14 protein-coding genes are annotated in these 15,728 nt (G+C 35.7%); 7 read left to right on the plus strand and 7 right to left on the minus strand.

Annotated features, from left to right (window positions below; all coding sequences use genetic code 11):
* Window positions 1–77: 77 nt before the first annotated feature.
* Genes C7K42_RS01095 through C7K42_RS01105 form a run of 3 tightly spaced genes read right to left on the minus strand, consistent with a single transcriptional unit; the run spans window position 78 to window position 2,784 of the window.
* Complete coding sequence (locus C7K42_RS01095) at window positions 78–1,487, minus strand: ABC transporter ATP-binding protein (RefSeq protein WP_014124568.1); 1,410 nt, start codon at window positions 1,485–1,487, stop codon at window positions 78–80.
* The gene (locus C7K42_RS01100) at window positions 1,484–2,179 is read right to left on the minus strand and encodes an energy-coupling factor transporter transmembrane component T family protein (RefSeq protein WP_014124569.1); all 696 of its coding nucleotides are present in this window, start codon (window positions 2,177–2,179) and stop codon (window positions 1,484–1,486) included. Before C7K42_RS01100 ends, C7K42_RS01095 begins: the two co-directional genes overlap by 4 nt.
* Window positions 2,179–2,784 (minus strand): MptD family putative ECF transporter S component, encoded by a 606-nt coding sequence (locus C7K42_RS01105; RefSeq protein WP_014124570.1) that lies wholly within the window; start codon window positions 2,782–2,784, stop codon window positions 2,179–2,181. The genes C7K42_RS01100 and C7K42_RS01105 overlap by 1 nt, the downstream gene beginning before the upstream one ends.
* A gap of 299 nt (window positions 2,785–3,083) precedes the next feature.
* On the opposite strand from C7K42_RS01105, the gene C7K42_RS01110 reads away from it, so the two are divergent.
* From C7K42_RS01110 to C7K42_RS01120, 3 genes are all read left to right on the plus strand, one after another.
* Window positions 3,084–3,389, plus strand: coding sequence for a hypothetical protein (locus C7K42_RS01110; RefSeq protein ID WP_014124572.1), 306 nt, complete (start codon window positions 3,084–3,086; stop codon window positions 3,387–3,389).
* Between the two features lie 19 nt (window positions 3,390–3,408).
* The gene (locus tag C7K42_RS01115; protein WP_103099675.1) at window positions 3,409–4,704 is read left to right on the plus strand and encodes a PTS sugar transporter subunit IIC; all 1,296 of its coding nucleotides are present in this window, start codon (window positions 3,409–3,411) and stop codon (window positions 4,702–4,704) included.
* Window positions 4,705–5,017: 313 nt separating this feature from the next.
* Entirely contained in the window at window positions 5,018–6,349 is a 1,332-nt protein-coding gene (locus C7K42_RS01120) for an FAD-binding oxidoreductase (protein ID WP_069028851.1), read from the plus strand.
* 328 nt (window positions 6,350–6,677) lie between these two features.
* On the opposite strand, the gene C7K42_RS01125 is transcribed toward C7K42_RS01120, so the two are convergent.
* On the minus strand, window positions 6,678–8,006 hold the full coding sequence (locus C7K42_RS01125) for an ISL3 family transposase (protein WP_012345024.1): 1,329 nt from the start codon (window positions 8,004–8,006) through the stop codon (window positions 6,678–6,680).
* A gap of 230 nt (window positions 8,007–8,236) precedes the next feature.
* Between C7K42_RS01125 and trpX the strand changes: the two genes are divergently transcribed.
* On the plus strand, window positions 8,237–9,238 hold the full coding sequence (gene trpX, locus C7K42_RS01130; RefSeq protein WP_014124575.1) for a tryptophan ABC transporter substrate-binding protein: 1,002 nt from the start codon (window positions 8,237–8,239) through the stop codon (window positions 9,236–9,238).
* A 169-nt stretch (window positions 9,239–9,407) separates the two neighbouring features.
* Here the strand turns inward: trpX and C7K42_RS01135 are convergent, their stop codons facing one another.
* The 3 genes from C7K42_RS01135 to C7K42_RS01145 all read right to left on the minus strand — a co-directional run bounded on the left by C7K42_RS01135 (window position 9,408) and on the right by C7K42_RS01145 (window position 12,555).
* On the minus strand, window positions 9,408–9,839 hold the full coding sequence (locus C7K42_RS01135) for a universal stress protein (protein WP_014124576.1): 432 nt from the start codon (window positions 9,837–9,839) through the stop codon (window positions 9,408–9,410).
* Entirely contained in the window at window positions 9,832–11,406 is a 1,575-nt protein-coding gene (locus tag C7K42_RS01140; RefSeq protein WP_014124577.1) for an Nramp family divalent metal transporter, read from the minus strand. Before C7K42_RS01140 ends, C7K42_RS01135 begins: the two co-directional genes overlap by 8 nt.
* A 99-nt stretch (window positions 11,407–11,505) precedes the next feature.
* A complete protein-coding gene (locus C7K42_RS01145) occupies window positions 11,506–12,555 on the minus strand; it encodes a PTS sugar transporter subunit IIC (RefSeq protein WP_014124578.1) in 1,050 nt (349 codons plus the stop codon).
* A 333-nt stretch (window positions 12,556–12,888) separates the two neighbouring features.
* Between C7K42_RS01145 and C7K42_RS01150 the strand changes: the two genes are divergently transcribed.
* From C7K42_RS01150 to C7K42_RS01160, 3 genes are all read left to right on the plus strand, one after another.
* Complete coding sequence (locus C7K42_RS01150) at window positions 12,889–13,560, plus strand: LacI family DNA-binding transcriptional regulator (RefSeq protein ID WP_014124579.1); 672 nt, start codon at window positions 12,889–12,891, stop codon at window positions 13,558–13,560.
* A gap of 38 nt (window positions 13,561–13,598) precedes the next feature.
* Window positions 13,599–13,868 carry a substrate-binding domain-containing protein gene (locus C7K42_RS01155; RefSeq protein ID WP_256729363.1) on the plus strand — a complete coding sequence of 90 codons (270 nt, stop codon included), beginning with the start codon at window positions 13,599–13,601 and terminating at the stop codon, window positions 13,866–13,868.
* A gap of 193 nt (window positions 13,869–14,061) precedes the next feature.
* Entirely contained in the window at window positions 14,062–15,723 is a 1,662-nt protein-coding gene (locus C7K42_RS01160) for a glycoside hydrolase family 13 protein (protein ID WP_014124581.1), read from the plus strand.
* Window positions 15,724–15,728: the final 5 nt, after the last annotated feature.

The raw sequence follows: 15,728 nt of genomic DNA on the forward strand, positions 1-15,728 counted from the left end.
TAAAAAAAAGATAAGTATTTCAGTGTATAAAAAATATCCAAGAAGCATAATTTGCCAATTGGATATTTTTTATACAATTATCCTAAATTAATAATCTCATCGCACCAATCAGCTGATAGTTCCACATCATGGGTAATGATGGCTATAATAGCGTCGGTTTCCTTCAGCGTATTTAATAACTGACCAAAATGTTGCATATTGACATAGTCTAAACCACTAGTAGGTTCATCAAAAATAATCAATTCTTTTCCCGATAAGATAGCTGATGCTATGGCAACACGTTGTTTTTGTCCCCCTGATAAGCTCATAGGATGACGTTCTTCTAAACCTGACAAATTTAGTTTTTCTAATACTGGGTCTTTTTGTTCAGGATATTTTGCGTTGAGTAAAACTTCTTCAGAAACAGATTCGCTAAATAATTGGTAATTTGCATCCTGCATCACTAAAAAACCTTTTTTGACTAATTCTTTAGGAGAAATTGATTGGCCATGCCATAAAATTTTTCCTGCTAAGGGTTTTAATAAGCCCGTAAGCGTGTTTGCTAGTGTTGTTTTTCCTACGCCATTGGGACCTATGATTCCTGTGATTTTGTTTTGACTTAGCCCGACAGTCATATTTGATAAAATCGGAGTTTTTTTATCATAACCAATGCTTAAATTTTCCGCTTGTAGTAAATAGGCCCCTTGGAAATTTTCAGTTTTTTGTTCTTTTTGCAAAAGTTTTTTGTGTTTTTTAGACAAATCCATGGCTCGCAGACCTTTTTGTCCTAACTCATGATTCGTCAATTGATTAAATTTATCGCTGTTCCAATCTTGGACTAACTTACCATTTTCAAATAGTACGTAGCGATCAACTAGTCCCTTGCTCCAAGCTAAACGATGTTCGGTGAGAATAATTGTGACTCCTTGTTCCTTTTTTTGTTTTATCATTTTTTTGATCTGCTCTACTGCCTTTTGATCCAAATTACTTGTTACTTCATCTAATATCAGAACTTTAGGGCGTAGAGTGTTGGCAGCAGCCATAGCAACTTGTTGTTTTTGCCCACCAGATAATTTGAAGATATCACGGTTAAGTAAGTTTTTGATATCAAGTTCTTCAGAGACTTCATTGATACGTTTATAAATTTGATTAGGAGACTCTCCTATATTTTCAGGAGCAAAAGCAAGTTCATAGGTGGTATTTGTAGTAAAATGTTGTGTTTTTGGATTTTGAAAAACACTACCAATTACAGGAACATAATCTTCAATGTCTGCTTCTCCCGCAATTAAACCGAGTGTTTCAACATGTCCAGTCAAGTCGCCTTCAATATAGTTAGGGCTAATTCCATTTAATAAACGACTAAAAGTGGTTTTGCCACTACCGCTTTTTCCGCAAATAAGAATACACTCACCGGAAGATACTTTTAGGTTAATCGATTTTAAAAAAGTATCATCTGCATGAAGAAAACGAAATGAAGTATTTTCACTATTTATTGCAAATCGTTTCATAATAAACCTCCTATATCAATAACAATGGGAATGATAGCAATAACCATATAAATCAGGTCAACTTTAGTCATGCGGAGGTTGATAATGGACGTTTGTTTTCCCGGAATACTTAATCCTTTAGTTAAAGCAGAAATAGTCAAATCCTGTGCCACTTGACTTGCGTTCATCAGCAGTGGAATTAAAATAAACTCAAAGGTTTGTACGGGTTGTTTAATAAAAGCAATAGGACCTTTTTCAATTCCTCGAAAAGCCATCGCCTTTCTAATCTGATGATAATCTTCTCGTATTGTTGGAAAAAAACGAAAGATAACCGAAAAGGGTACAATAAAAAAATTAGGAAAACGCCATTTTTTAAATAAACTGATCCATTCCGCTGAGTGTGTTAATCTTAATGCATAAATGCCTATTATAATTCCGGGGATTAACTCCCGAAATCCATTAGCGACCATTGAAAGTGGGTAAAGCAACATTGTATTATCGATATTTGGCAAAATAGTAAAGGCTGTAAACAATTGCAGACTATAAACGATAACAATAATGAAACCCCATTTAAGTTGCTTACTTATAAAAAAAGGCATAATGAAAATAAAGACCGTGACTATTTCGATAAAAATACTGCTATCTAACAGTAAGACAATTTGGGATATTAGCAAAAAATAAAGAATTGTTCGCGGATCAAAATGGAAAACCATTAGACAATTCCTGCTTTTTTAAAATGTTTTTTCATCATTCGTTGACCAAATAAGCCACCAACAATAGCCGCAATGATAAGCAAAACAAAAACAACAATCCCCGTGTAATTAGCAATACTTGCAAAGACATTTTCAATATAAGCTGTATCTTTTCCACGTTCTCTGAGATTAGCTGCATAGCTATCTGGGCTAAATAACAATTGAACGACAGGTCCAGTAGTATTAAAAGAAAATACAATATAACTAATTAGTAGTCCTATCCTACTTTTGTACTTGAAAATATAGGCGATAATGTCTGCAAGTAGGGCAGAAATAACACTTGGAATTAAGGCAAAAGGAAATAATCCACTCAAAAAGAAAAATATACCTAAAACACTCCCCATAATCGTAATCGCGCCAAATTTAGGGACCTTTGCGACCATTAACATAAAAATCGTTCCAGCAAGCAAAGCTGCCATAACAGGAGAATAAGAATAGGAATAACCAGGAATAAGCAGTACCACAATCATTTCAGCGACGCCGACTAATATAAAATATAATGCTGTATAAATTCCTATAGAAATTAAATCCGATGTACGTATCGTTTTACTGCTACTTTTTTTCATAGTTACCTCCAATAAATTTTTCATCAATTTTCTCAGTTCATTATACGCTAGTTATAGATTTAATTATAGGAGGTTGGCATTCATTTTACATTTTTTACTTTATTTAGACGGTGAATAAGATTTCGTAGGTTAATCAGTATTTTTAAGAATTAATTTAATCATTTATGAAATAATATTTCATCACTACATATTTTATTTGTCTTGAAAAGGCTATTTTAGAAAAAATGTTTCAAAAATGTCTATAAACAATTGAAACTACGCTTTGTAAACGCTATAATAAAGGCGAGAGGAGGGAAAAGATGAAACCTGAAGAACAGCCATTACGAGGACCTAGGCTTTCTGTTAAAAGTAGTTTTATCGTATTTGCTTTTTTGTTACTTGGCGGAGTTATTTTTCCTTACTTGTTGACAATATTAGGTCTTAGTTTTAAGACAGGCGTTATGCTTACCTTACCAGTCAGTCTAGCTTTTTCTTTGGTATATAGTCATTATTTTATAGAGACTAAGCAAGGTTTTTGTAAGCGATTTATTTTGTTTTTTGTTGTAACTACGGTCATTTTAGAACTGATGTCATATGTCTGGTTAATAGAAGGGTTTATCTTCTAAAAAAGAAAAGAGGGGAAATATGTTAGACAAATTCACCCAATGGATTGAAAAATATCTGGGAGGACCGATGGCAAATATTGCCAACCAGCGTCACTTAAGAGCTGTCCGTGACGGGATTATTGCCGCATTACCCTTGATTATTGTTGGATCTTTTTTCATGATTGTCGCTTTTCCGCCACTACCTGAGTCGTGGGGAATTACACAGTTTTTGACCGCAAATGCTGAAACAATTTTGCTTCCTTATCGTATGTCTATGTATATTATGGCGCTATATGCGACTTTTGGTATTGGTGCGAGTTTATCCAAGAGTTATGATCTTGACCAAGTTGCGGGTGGAATTTTAGCAGTTACGGCTTTCTTACTAACTTTGGTTCCTGTTTCTATTCCTGAAGAAGCAACGGAAATAGCTGGTGTTGAAGGTTTTGTGCTTCCTATGGCAAATCTTGGCGGCGAAGGAATGTTTGTCGGGATTGTGACTTCGATTATTGCTGTAGAAATCTATCGTTTAACGGATAAATCAAATTTTAAAATTACAATGCCTGATCAAGTACCTCCCGCAGTTGCTCGTTCTTTTGAAGTATTAACGCCTACGTTAATTGTAATCTTGTTGATTGGTTCAATTACTTATTATATTGGTTTTGATTGGCATGCTTTTATCGGTAATTTAATTAGTCCATTAATTAGTGCGGCAGATTCATTGCCATCTGTTTTGTTATTAGTCTTACTAACAACTTTCTTTTGGTTCTTTGGTATTCATGGCTTAGCGGTTATTGGATCAATCGCTCGACCACTGTGGTTACAATTATTGGAAAGTAATTCCAGTGCATTAGCTACTGGAGAGCCTTTACCTACAATTGGAGCAGAGCCATTTTATCAATGGTTCATCTGGATCGGTGGAGCAGGTGCAACGATCGGATTAGCTATTTTACTAGCTTTTCGTTCAAAGTCGCAATATGGTTCAAAACTTGGAAAGACGATTCTGGCGCCAGCGATTTTTAACATCAATGAACCTATTATTTTTGGTGTACCTATTGTGTTAAATCCTATTCTAATGGTGCCATTTATTGGAGCACCTATTGTGTTAGCAACAATTGCTTGGTTTGCGACAAAACTAGGTTTGGTTAATGCCGTGACGGTGACTGCTCCTTGGACATTACCCGGACCTATCGGCGCTTTCTTGGCAACAAATGGAGATTGGCGAGCTGCTGTTTTAAATGTTGTTTTAATCATTATTGCTATTTTAATTTATTATCCTTTCTTTAAAGTTTATGACAAAAACGAACTCGCGAAAGAACAAGGAACGATAGAAAAGTAATTCAAAAGATGAAAGTTGTTTTGTTTCATACATTTTATCATTATTTGTAATTATTGGAGGCAGATTGAGCAAGTTGCCTCCAATAATTTAACGATTGGTGGCACATCGTCAAATGTCCCGCCGATATTTCTATGGATTGGGTTCACATCGTCAACTATTTCGCCAATTGCGCTATTTTTTGAAGTTAACCAACTAATTTTTATTTTCATTTATAAGAAACAATTGACGCAATTCTTTTTCAAAAAAATTAACTATGTTATAGTTAAGTAGTAATAACGCTTACATATTTTTTAGTTAAGGGAGATTTTTATTTATGGAAATTAAAGAAATAGTGCCTGAGGAATTATTAACCTCAAATGCTCATGAACTCGAACCGGGACAAGCGGAATTAATCGGTTATGCTAAGAGTACAGAAGATGTCAGCGATTTTATGAAAAAAGCAAATGAGGCTGACAAAAAAGTGATTACGATTGGGGCACATACCGGATTAACTGGTGCAACTTATCCTCATGAAGGTGAGTGGTTTTTAAGTTTAGCTGAGATGACTGATATTATCTCTTTAGATAAAGAAACATTAACTTTAAATGTACAAGCAGGGGTGACTCTGGCGCAAATCCGCCAGTATTTAGCCGATACGCCTTATTTTTATGCGCCAGATCCAGGTGAAAAATCCGCTACGATTGGTGGTACTGTTGGAACGAACGCAGGAGGAATGCGCGCCATCAAATATGGTGTAACACGCGATAATGTACGTGGCTATGATGTGGTGTTGGCTAATGGTGATATTATTCATGCAGGTAGTTTAAATCAAAAAAATAGTTCTGGTTACGACTTAAAAGATCTTTTTATTGGCTCAGAGGGGACATTAGGTGTTATTACTGAATTACAATTAAAATTGCGGACTAGACCACGTTATGAACGTTCCATGCTGGTTGGTTTTGAAAAATTAGATGATCTGGCACCTACAGTCTATGAAATTTTAAATTCGCCTGTAGAGCCCGTAGCATTGGAATTATTAGAGAAAAATTCGGTGGGTTATGCGGAAGATTATTTACAAGTCAAAATGCCCAAACAAGAAGGAGCGGCTTTTTTACTTTTGACATTAAACTCCAATGACGAAAAAGCTCTAAACCGTGAATTAGACGAAGTCCGTTCCATTGTTAACTCGGCAGGCGCGTTAAATATCCGGGATATTGATGAAAAAGAAGCAAAATTAGTTTGGAATATTCGCGATCATATCCTAACCGGAATTTATGCTGCGGCAACTACCAAAATGTACGATCCTGTCGTTCCCACTCGTTACGTTCCTGATTTAATTATTCAATCGAAAAAATATGCAGATGAGATGGGAATTTCAAGTGCGTTTTTTGGACATGCAGGTGATGGCAACATCCATATCTGCGTTTTACAAGAAGATTATGAAGATGTTCAGTGGAAAAAGATGTTAGTCGAATATGAACAAAAACTTTATCCATTTATTGCTGAACTGGGCGGTTTGCCTTCTGCTGAGCATGGTATTGGCTTGGAAAAGAAAGAGTATTTATCCCATTTTTACTCAAAAGAATACATGAATACATTAAAGGCGATTAAAAAAGCACTAGATCCAAAAAATGTATTAAACCCAAATCGAATCTTTGATTTGTAAAAAGGTTGACCTAAGTTCTTTGTTCAGGTATGATAAGCTCAATTACTAAACAAGAAAGGAAGAAACCATTATGCAATTAACTTACGCAAACAATTTAGCACAAGCATGGCAAAACTGGCGTAGTAGGTTGTATTGATGGATTCTTTCCATAGATACAACGATTTAGACGAGCAATCTAAAGCTTTGTATCTATGCCGGTTAAAATCAATCTTATGAACCGCATAGATCAATCATCTATGCGGTTTTTGTTTTGGCTCTTTGTCAAATAGTGTTGTTTAAGCAAAACCTTTATAAAAAGAAGGACTTCGGTTCTTCTTTTTTTGTTATTTTATAAGATCTCAAGAAGCCCTTGTTGAATAAGCACTCGCTTACGTAGATGATTAAAAGAACGAAAGCCAAAGGCAATCCGTTGAATTACTTTAATCAAGTTGTTTTTCCCTTCAAGTTTGCCGTTGGAATACGGTTGAGTAAAAGATAAGGTAATTTCTTTACGGTACTTTTGGAGGTGACGTAAGGATTTTTTAAAGGGTTCTTCTAATAAAGGCGACAGTTGATCAATGATAGCGAAAAATGGTTGCGCTTTGCCGTTTTCAAAAGCGTCAAGCAGATCTTGATAAACATCATAAGAAGCCTTAAGCACGGGATCAATGGTTAATAAGTAATCCACAACTTCCGATTCCGTCACATATTTTTGGCGAAAAAGAGGGAACTGTTTCAAATGGTCGTACCCCAAGTTTTTATGCTTTTTTTGGAGCTGTTTCCAGTATTTTTTTAATTTGCGATAATCCTTCATTTGTTGGGCGCTCTTTTTGTCCAGCTGGTTCATCGACCGAATCCGCTGCTGGTTAAAAGCTCGAGAAATCTGTTGGATAATGTGGAAATGATCCACAAGAATCTTGGCCTTCGGAAATACTTGAGGGATCATTTTTCCATAAGCCGAATTCATATCCATAACCACATGTTGGACTCTTTTCCGCGCTTGTTGAGTAAATCGTTGAAAGTAAGCAATCAGTTTGAAATTGCGGCGATCGTCCAAGATATCGATAATTTTTCCTGTCTGAGCGTCACTGAAGATAAAACACATGGCTCCTTCACAGTCCTTCGTGCCTTTGAATTCATCGATTAGCAAATGTTTCGGTAAATGGTTGGGATTGAATTTAAGTCCTTGATAGAAGGTATCCAATACGCGTTCCACAGTTTTAAATGAGACCCCATAGCGTAAAGCAATATCTTTCATCGATAGTTTTTTCTTCAAGTCTATCGCAATGGCAAACTTCAAGGCTTGCGAAATATAACAGTCTTTGGCGATATAATAGGTCCTGGCACTAAAAGTATGATGACAGGATTTACAATAAAATCGTTGCTTAAATAAGCGTAAAACGCTGGGCACTTCCTGATAAGGAATTAATTGAATATCCGAAGCCTTTGGCGAATGTTTAATAAGAAGATTCTCTTCATTTATGAGGCCACAACATTCGCAAGCTTTCGGGGTGTAGGTAAGGACACCGTAAAAGACATTCGTCATTCGATGATGAATGGGTTCTTTTTGAACTGCTTGAGCGGAAAAAAAGATGTGAGGGTCCTTAATATTGAGTAAGTTTTTAAGGCCTACATCTAGATTTTGATCTTTAATTTTGATATCTTTGTATTGAAGCATTTGTTTTCTCCTTTTATTTTGGTGTCCAACTTAATTATAAAGGAAACAAATGCTTTTTTGTTATATAAAAAATTAGTGTTATTACTAATTTTTTTAGTAACAACACTAAATATTATAGACCCTTTGTTTTTCAGCAATGATCGCAGGATTGTTGCTTTTTTTATTTGTTAAAACAAAGCAAACAAAGCGATCATATCAGTTTAATTCAATAAAGAAAGTAGGAAGGTAAAATGAAAAACAAAGGATTGATATTCAGTGTTGCTGTTATTGTGGTAGTTTTAGCAGGTAGCTTGTTCGCTTTTGAGTTAGGGAAAAGGAATTCGGGAAACGCTCAGTCTGAAGAAACGAAAAAAGTAAGTATTTTACAATATGTCAGTCACCCTTCATTAGATGATATACGACAAGGTGTGGAAGACGGCCTAGCGCAATCGGGTTACAAAGAAGGCGAGAATCTTGAACTCGAGTTTCAAAATGGTCAAGGCGATCAAAGCAAATTAGCGACAATGAGCCAACAATTAGTCGAAGGTAATCCTGACGCTCTGGTAGGAATCGCTACACCCGCTGTTCAGAGTTTAGCAAATGAAACGAGTGATATACCTATTATGTTAGGCGCTATTGCAGATCCAGTGGGCAGTGATTTAGTCGATTCTATGGAAAGACCAGGCGGAAATATGACCGGCGTTTCTAATCAAGTACCGATTGATCAACAACTGGATTTGGCCAAAGAACTTTTACCTGAAGCAAAAACAATGGGGATCCTTTATTCGTCCTCAGAAGATAATGCTAAACCACAAGTTGTAGAAGCCGAAAAAGAGGCGAAAAAGCAAGATTTTAAGACTGAAAGATATGCGGTTCCTTCATCAAATGAAATTCAACAAACGATCCAAGCCATGGACGATGTCGATTTTATCTATATTCCAAATGACAATACTATGGCTAATGCGATGTCAACCATTGTTAACGAAGCCGACAAAAAGAATATTCCCATTATTCCATCAGTAGATATTATGGTGGAAGAAGGCGGCGTCGCGACCGTAGGGATTGACCAACATGAATTAGGGGTAAAAACAGGTGAAATGACAGCTGATATCCTCAATGGAGATGATCCAGCTAAAACTCCTGTCTATGTTTACGACGAAGGGGAAACATATGTTAATCAAAAGCAAGTGGAAAAGTACAATATTGATTTGCCAAAAAATTTGGAAGATGAAGCAGAGTTTATAGATAGATAAAATTTAGTTTAATTCATGATGAAAAAAAGCGTGCTATGTATAAAGCAGCACGCTTTTTATAATTGTATTTTTTATCCAAGAAGTAAGTAGAATCTTCATTTAAAATCATGTAGCAATCCTTAGAGCTAAAATCTAACTTCTGAGTGTCGGTTACCAAAAAAGTACACTTTCAGCGAATAATCATGACTGAAATTGGGGCATTTTTAGCCATATAAGAAGCACTGGTGCCAAAATAGTCTTTCAGCCCATGCTTAGCGTGTGATCCAATAATGAGTAAGTCACATTGGGTTTGTGGCAAGATATGATGAATAATTCGTTCAGCAGGGGCACCTTCATCGCTAAAAAGTTTAACGGTTTGTACACCTTGGTCATAAGCATATTGCTGATACTTTCGTAGATTTTCTTCTGTTTTTTTACGTGCTAATCGCAAGTAATCATCATCCAAAGCCTGATACACGTTTATTTCATCCGATTCTAATATAGAAGCAATAACCAATTCAATATTTTCGTGAGCAGCTTTTTTTACGGCATATTGAAAAGCTTTTTGCGCATTGGCAGATTCATCGACTCCAACTAAGATGCTGTGAAATCCATTACCCATCATTATTCATTCCTTCTTTTTGTAGTTGTTCAAACTTTTTATTTCCCTTATATAACTCAATAATTGTCCATGCTAATAAGGCTAGAACAACAAGAATTAAAACATAAGCAATTCCATCTGCCCATAAAAGTTCTTGTCTAGTAGCTTGCGCTCCAAAAAAGCCTTCAATTTGGTCGGGTAAGCCGATTAAGTTCAAATAAGTTAACGCAATAACAGAAATCCAACCTAAAAACTTTACGATGGTACTATTGCGGAAACGTTTGCCCATTTCAGCTTGACTGTTTGTCATCATAAGCAGTGGGATGATTGAAAACGGTAGAGCAAAAGCTAGAAAAACTTGTGAGTTATTCATTAAATTGTTTAAGGCGGTATGCTCTTCTACGGTGCTTTTACCACTCGTGATAAGAACACAAATTAAGACGGGAACAACTGATAACAAGCGAGTCACTAAACGACGTAACCAAATGGGCATTCGCATATGAATAAAACCTTCCATGATTACTTGTCCTGTGAGCGTACCAGTAATGGTTGAATTTTGTCCAGATGCTAATAAGGCAACGGCAAATAATGTGGATAACAGTCCCGAACTGGCTACTTGAGATAATACGCCATTACTTAAGGTATTAGGGTCAGATAAAGCTTCGTAGAGCCCAAAAAAGGACGGATCTTGTACTGCGCCATCTTTAAATACAGCTACGCCCATAACCAATAACAAGGCATTGACAAGAAAAGCTAAAGAAAGTTGAATATTGGAATCCCAAGTAGAAAAACGAACAGCTTGTGCGACTTCTTCTTTGTTATCGTGATCGAGTTTGCGTGTCTGTGAAACCGCTGAATGCAAATACAGATTATGCGGCATGACCGTGGCACCAATAATTCCTAATGAACCTGTTAGTGGTGTTTGACCTCCAATATGCGGCGTTTGCGAAAAGGTATCCATTGTTGGGATAAAACCTGCAAACATGGCTCCTAAATCAGGCTTTGATAGAGCGACTTGGTAGACAAAGACAAATAAAATGACAAAAATTAAACAAACGACAATAGCTTCAATTTTACGAAAACCGATTTTGGTTAGCAGTAACAAGAGCAATACATCTAAGACAGTGATGAAAACAGCATATACAAGTGGAATATTGAATAACAAGTAAAGCGCAATCGCAGCTCCGATCACTTCAGCAATATCCGTTGCCATAATGGCTAATTCTGTCAGTACCCATAAAACGATACTTAAAGATTTACTTGTACGCGCACGAATGGCTTGAGCCAAATCCATTTGGCTAACGATTCCTAGTTTTGAAGACATATACTGTAAAAGCATCGCAATTAAACTGGAAATTAGAATAATGGACATTAATAAATATTGAAAATTTTGACCACCTGTAATAGAGGTAGACCAATTCCCAGGATCCATGTAGCCGACAGCGACTAAGGCACCCGGTCCAGAGTAGGCCAGTAAAGTTCGCCAAAATCCTTTTCCTTTGGGTACTTGGACGGTACTATTGATTTCTTGCAAGGATGCTCCATTGGTTTGCTCAATAATGGAGTGTTTTTTTGGTTCATCGCTCATAAAAATACCTGCTTTCCTTTAATTTCGTTTTTATCATACATCAAAATCCGAAATCTTAAAAGAATTTTTATGGCAAACCTAAAAAAATTATTTAACAAATTAAATATTCAAATAGTAATCTTCTTCTTTTAGAATGGGCGTCACCTTGGTAAAGAGATATTTAAAAAGAAAACTAAAAGCAATTGGAGCAACGGCAAAAGCGATAATAGATTTTAACAAAGTAACAAATGTCCAGCCATCTTCGGCCAAATTCATGTAATTAATCGGACCAATTAAGCCACTAAAACCAAAGCCTGCTGACATAGGTGAACCTTGAATATCCCATAAAGCAGCTAAAACACCGCAACATGCAGCAGTACAAATGATAGGTAACAAAATCAGTGGTTTTTTCAAGGCGTTAGCCATCGACATTTTCGGTGATCCGATAAAGTGAGCAAAACTTGTTCCTTTGGTATTCACATGCCAGCCCATGATTGCAAAACCAAATCCGGTTGCACAAATACCAATATTGGCCGCGCCTGAACCTATGCCGCTTAACGAGATCGCTAAAGCAATACCAACGGTTGTAATCGGAGAAACAATCAAAACAGAAAAAATAACAGCTAATAAAATACTCATAACAAGAGGTTGTAAATCAAGTAGTTGGGCGATCCCTTGTCCGATCCATTCCGTAATTTTTAAAATATAAGGCAAAATCAAGCGTCCAATAATGCCTGGAATAATCAAAGAAAGCGCGGGAATAACTAAAATGGTATAAGACTTTAACTTATTTCCTAAGAACAAAAGCATGCCACAAGCCATAGCGGCAGTTAGTCCTATGTTAATAATGTCGCCTGTACCTTCTAAAAGCATTCCATCTGGTGTAAAGTTAACGGCTCCAGAAGCAAAGATAGAAGCAAGTCCTACCGCAGCCGACTGTATCGGTGGAAATTTAAAGTTGATACCGATCAAAGTCCCAATAACAATTCCCATCATAGAATTAGAAAGATTTACTGCATTTAAGACGTTGATCAAAAACGGGAAAGTAGGTAAGAGTGCTTTACAAAGTTCAGATAATAAGGCGCTTGGAATTAAAACGATGACTGTACCAATGGCTAAGCCGTTTAAAATATTCATAATAAATTCTCTTGGAGTTACTTGTTGAGTCATAAGATTGTCCCTTTCTGAAATACAAATTTTTATAAGTAAAAGAATAGCACTTTTTCTGAATTTTTCCAATATTTAAACATTCCATATAAAAGTAGGATTTGCAATTTATAGAAACCACTTAAGTGGGCAAGTTAACAGAACTGCATCTGAAATACAAAGATGACTGAAAAAGACTTTTTCAGCTATCAACAAATACACAAATCAAAAAAGGAAAATCACTGAAATATGAAGAAGCGAATTAAAAATTAGATCGACTTCCTGCTCGTTGCTTTCTTAGTAAAAAAAATTTATACTTATTGCAACGATTCTTTCTTTATGATAAGGAGGTTCAATATGTCATTGACCATCAAAGATGTTGCTGAAAAGGCTGGCGTTTCCGTTACAACCGTATCGCGCGTGTTAAACAATCGTGGGTATATTAGTGATAAGACGCGGAAAAAAGTCATGACCACAATGGACGAATTAAATTATACGCCTAATGAAATGGCACGTTCTTTTTTAACCAATAAGACGCGCTTTATTGCACTAATTGTTCCAACAACTGAAAACCCTTTTTTCGGTGAATTAACGTTTCATCTTGAAAAAGAGCTGGCTAAAAAAGGGTATAATCTATTTATTTGTAACAGCTTAAATGATGTTGATAATGAAAAAAAATACTTACGCTTACTTCAAGAAAAACGGGTCGATGGGGTTATTGTAGGATCGCATAATATTAATATCAGTGAATATCAATACTTTGAGAATAAGATCGTAAGTATCGAAAGAGAATTAACAGCCCATATTCCTATCATTCAAAGTGATAACTATCTGGGGGGAAAGCTTGCTACACAAGAATTAATTGATAAGGGTTGCCAAAAAATTGTATGCATTCGAGGAGATCAACAGGTTACGACTCCAGCAAATGATCGTGCGGCTGCGTATAAAGATGTGATGAAAGAAAATAACCTTGTTTATAGTTTCAAGGAAGTTCCTTTTCAATTCACCGACCAAAAAAACGTGAACTGATTGATCAGCTTTTTACCGGAGAAACGGGATATGACGGTATTTTTGCTGGGGATGACATCATTGCTACGATGTGTATGAACAGCGCTAAAGAACATGGGGTTTCAGTTCCTGCAGAATTAAAAATCATCGGTTTTGATGGAACAAAGATTGTTCGGCAACTGAATCCAGAATTGACTACCATTGTTCAGCCAATCGAAAAACTGGCACAAAAATCAGTCGAAGTGCTATTGGCGTTATTAAATGAAGAAAAAGTTGAACAAGTAACCAAGTTACCAGTAAATCTCTTATCTTCAACTTCTAGCCAGTGATTATGTCCATTCACTCCTAACTAAAAAAGGTTGGGAGTGTTTTTTGATAAAATATGTTAAAGGGTTGATATATGGTAACGATTGACATATTATATTATTATATTTCGTAAAACGATTTCAAAATCGGAAATAATAAAAAATAATTAATTCTATTATGGCGTAGAGCAACTTTTAGGAAAGGTGAGGATGTTCAATGAAACAAACAAAAAAATGGTGGAAAGAAGCAGTTGCTTACCAAATTTATCCTCGTAGTTTTTATGATACAAATGGAGACGGAATTGGTGATATACGAGGTATTATAGAAAAATTAGACTATTTAAAAGATTTAGGGGTTGATGTAGTTTGGCTGAGCCCAGTTTATCAATCACCTAACGATGACAATGGTTATGATATTAGCGATTATAAAGCTATTATGAGTGAATTCGGGACAATGAAAGATCTTGATGAATTGATGGAAAAAATACACAAACGTGGTATGAAATTAATTATGGATCTTGTCATTAATCATACTTCGGATGAACATGAATGGTTTATTGAATCACGGTCTTCTAAAGATAATCTATATCGTGATTATTACATTTGGCATCCAGGTAAAAAAGATGGAAGCCGCCCTAATAATTGGGAATCTATTTTCAATGGTCCAGCTTGGGAGTGGGATGACAAAACAAAAGAATATTATATGCATATATTTTCTAAAAAACAACCTGACTTAAATTGGGAGAATCCAGAAGTGCGGCAATCGCTGTATGATACTGTTAATTGGTGGTTAGATAAAGGAATCGACGGTTTTAGGATTGATGCAATTACACATATCAAGAAAAAGCCTGGTTTTCCAGATTTGCCTAATCCATTGAAAAAAGATGTTGTGCCATCTTTTGATGCGCATATGAATCAACCGGGTATTGATAAACATCTCACAGAATTAGCTGAAGAAACCTTCAATAACTACGATATTATGACAGTAGGAGAAGCAAATGGTGTTGAAGTAGAGGATGCAGAACAGTGGGTTGGTGAAGAAAACGGTTATTTTGATATGATTTTTCAATTTGAACATATAAATCTTTGGGGAGATAAAGCTACTTTTGATCTCACAGAATTTAAAAAAGTGTTAACCAAGTGGCAAAAAGGGTTAGAAGGTGTTGGTTGGAATGCTTTGTTTCTTGAAAACCATGACTTAGTGCGTGCGGTTTCGTCAATGGGAAATGATACAGATATGCGTAAAACATCTGCTAAAGCGCTAGCAACGATGTATTTCTTTATGCAGGGGACTCCCTTTATTTATCAAGGGCAAGAAATTGGTATGACAAATGTTCATTTTGATTCTTTAGATGAATATGATGATATACAGTCAGTCAATAAAGCTAAAACTATGATTAAAGAAGGTAGTAAGCAAGAAGAAGCAATGGAATATATTTGGGAAAGTTCTCGTGATAATTCAAGAACGCCAATGCAGTGGAATTCTACAGAGCAAGCAGGATTTACAACGGGCACGCCATGGTTAAAAGTAAATGACAATTACGCAGATATCAACGTAGCTGAGTCTTATGAAGACCCTAATTCTGTTTATAATTTCTATAAAAAAATGATTGATATCAGACGTCGTTCAGAAACCCTTATTTATGGAACCTATGAATTAATTGAAGAAAAGCACCCATCAGTTTATGCCTATCTCAGACACGGTGAGCAAGAAGATTTTCTTATTATGGTAAATATGTTTGATGGTCGTGAAAAAATGGACTTTTCTAAATATAATCTAAAAGAACTTGTACTAGCTAATTATGAAGTTAATGATCGTTTAAATAATAGTATCTTATTACGTCCTTATGAAGCACGTATGTATAAAATTTCAAAATAGGAAAA

The sequence above is a fragment of the Tetragenococcus halophilus subsp. halophilus DSM 20339 genome, from assembly GCF_003841405.1.
Classification (GTDB): domain Bacteria; phylum Bacillota; class Bacilli; order Lactobacillales; family Enterococcaceae; genus Tetragenococcus; species Tetragenococcus halophilus.

Coding starts and splice junctions, on each gene's coding strand:
- C7K42_RS01100 (WP_014124569.1), bottom strand. CDS start 2,179: ATGGTTTTCCATTTTGATCCGCGAACAATTCTTTATTTTTTGCTAATA.
- C7K42_RS01125 (WP_012345024.1), bottom strand. CDS start 8,006: ATGCTTCAATACAAAGATATCAAAATTAAAGATCAAAATCTAGATGTA.
- trpX (WP_014124575.1), top strand. CDS start 8,237: ATGAAAAACAAAGGATTGATATTCAGTGTTGCTGTTATTGTGGTAGTT.
- C7K42_RS01150 (WP_014124579.1), top strand. CDS start 12,889: ATGTCATTGACCATCAAAGATGTTGCTGAAAAGGCTGGCGTTTCCGTT.
- C7K42_RS01095 (WP_014124568.1), bottom strand. CDS start 1,487: ATGAAACGATTTGCAATAAATAGTGAAAATACTTCATTTCGTTTTCTT.
- C7K42_RS01105 (WP_014124570.1), bottom strand. CDS start 2,784: ATGAAAAAAAGTAGCAGTAAAACGATACGTACATCGGATTTAATTTCT.
- C7K42_RS01140 (WP_014124577.1), bottom strand. CDS start 11,406: ATGAGCGATGAACCAAAAAAACACTCCATTATTGAGCAAACCAATGGA.
- C7K42_RS01135 (WP_014124576.1), bottom strand. CDS start 9,839: ATGGGTAATGGATTTCACAGCATCTTAGTTGGAGTCGATGAATCTGCC.
- C7K42_RS01115 (WP_103099675.1), top strand. CDS start 3,409: ATGTTAGACAAATTCACCCAATGGATTGAAAAATATCTGGGAGGACCG.
- C7K42_RS01110 (WP_014124572.1), top strand. CDS start 3,084: ATGAAACCTGAAGAACAGCCATTACGAGGACCTAGGCTTTCTGTTAAA.
- C7K42_RS01160 (WP_014124581.1), top strand. CDS start 14,062: ATGAAACAAACAAAAAAATGGTGGAAAGAAGCAGTTGCTTACCAAATT.
- C7K42_RS01145 (WP_014124578.1), bottom strand. CDS start 12,555: ATGACTCAACAAGTAACTCCAAGAGAATTTATTATGAATATTTTAAAC.
- C7K42_RS01120 (WP_069028851.1), top strand. CDS start 5,018: ATGGAAATTAAAGAAATAGTGCCTGAGGAATTATTAACCTCAAATGCT.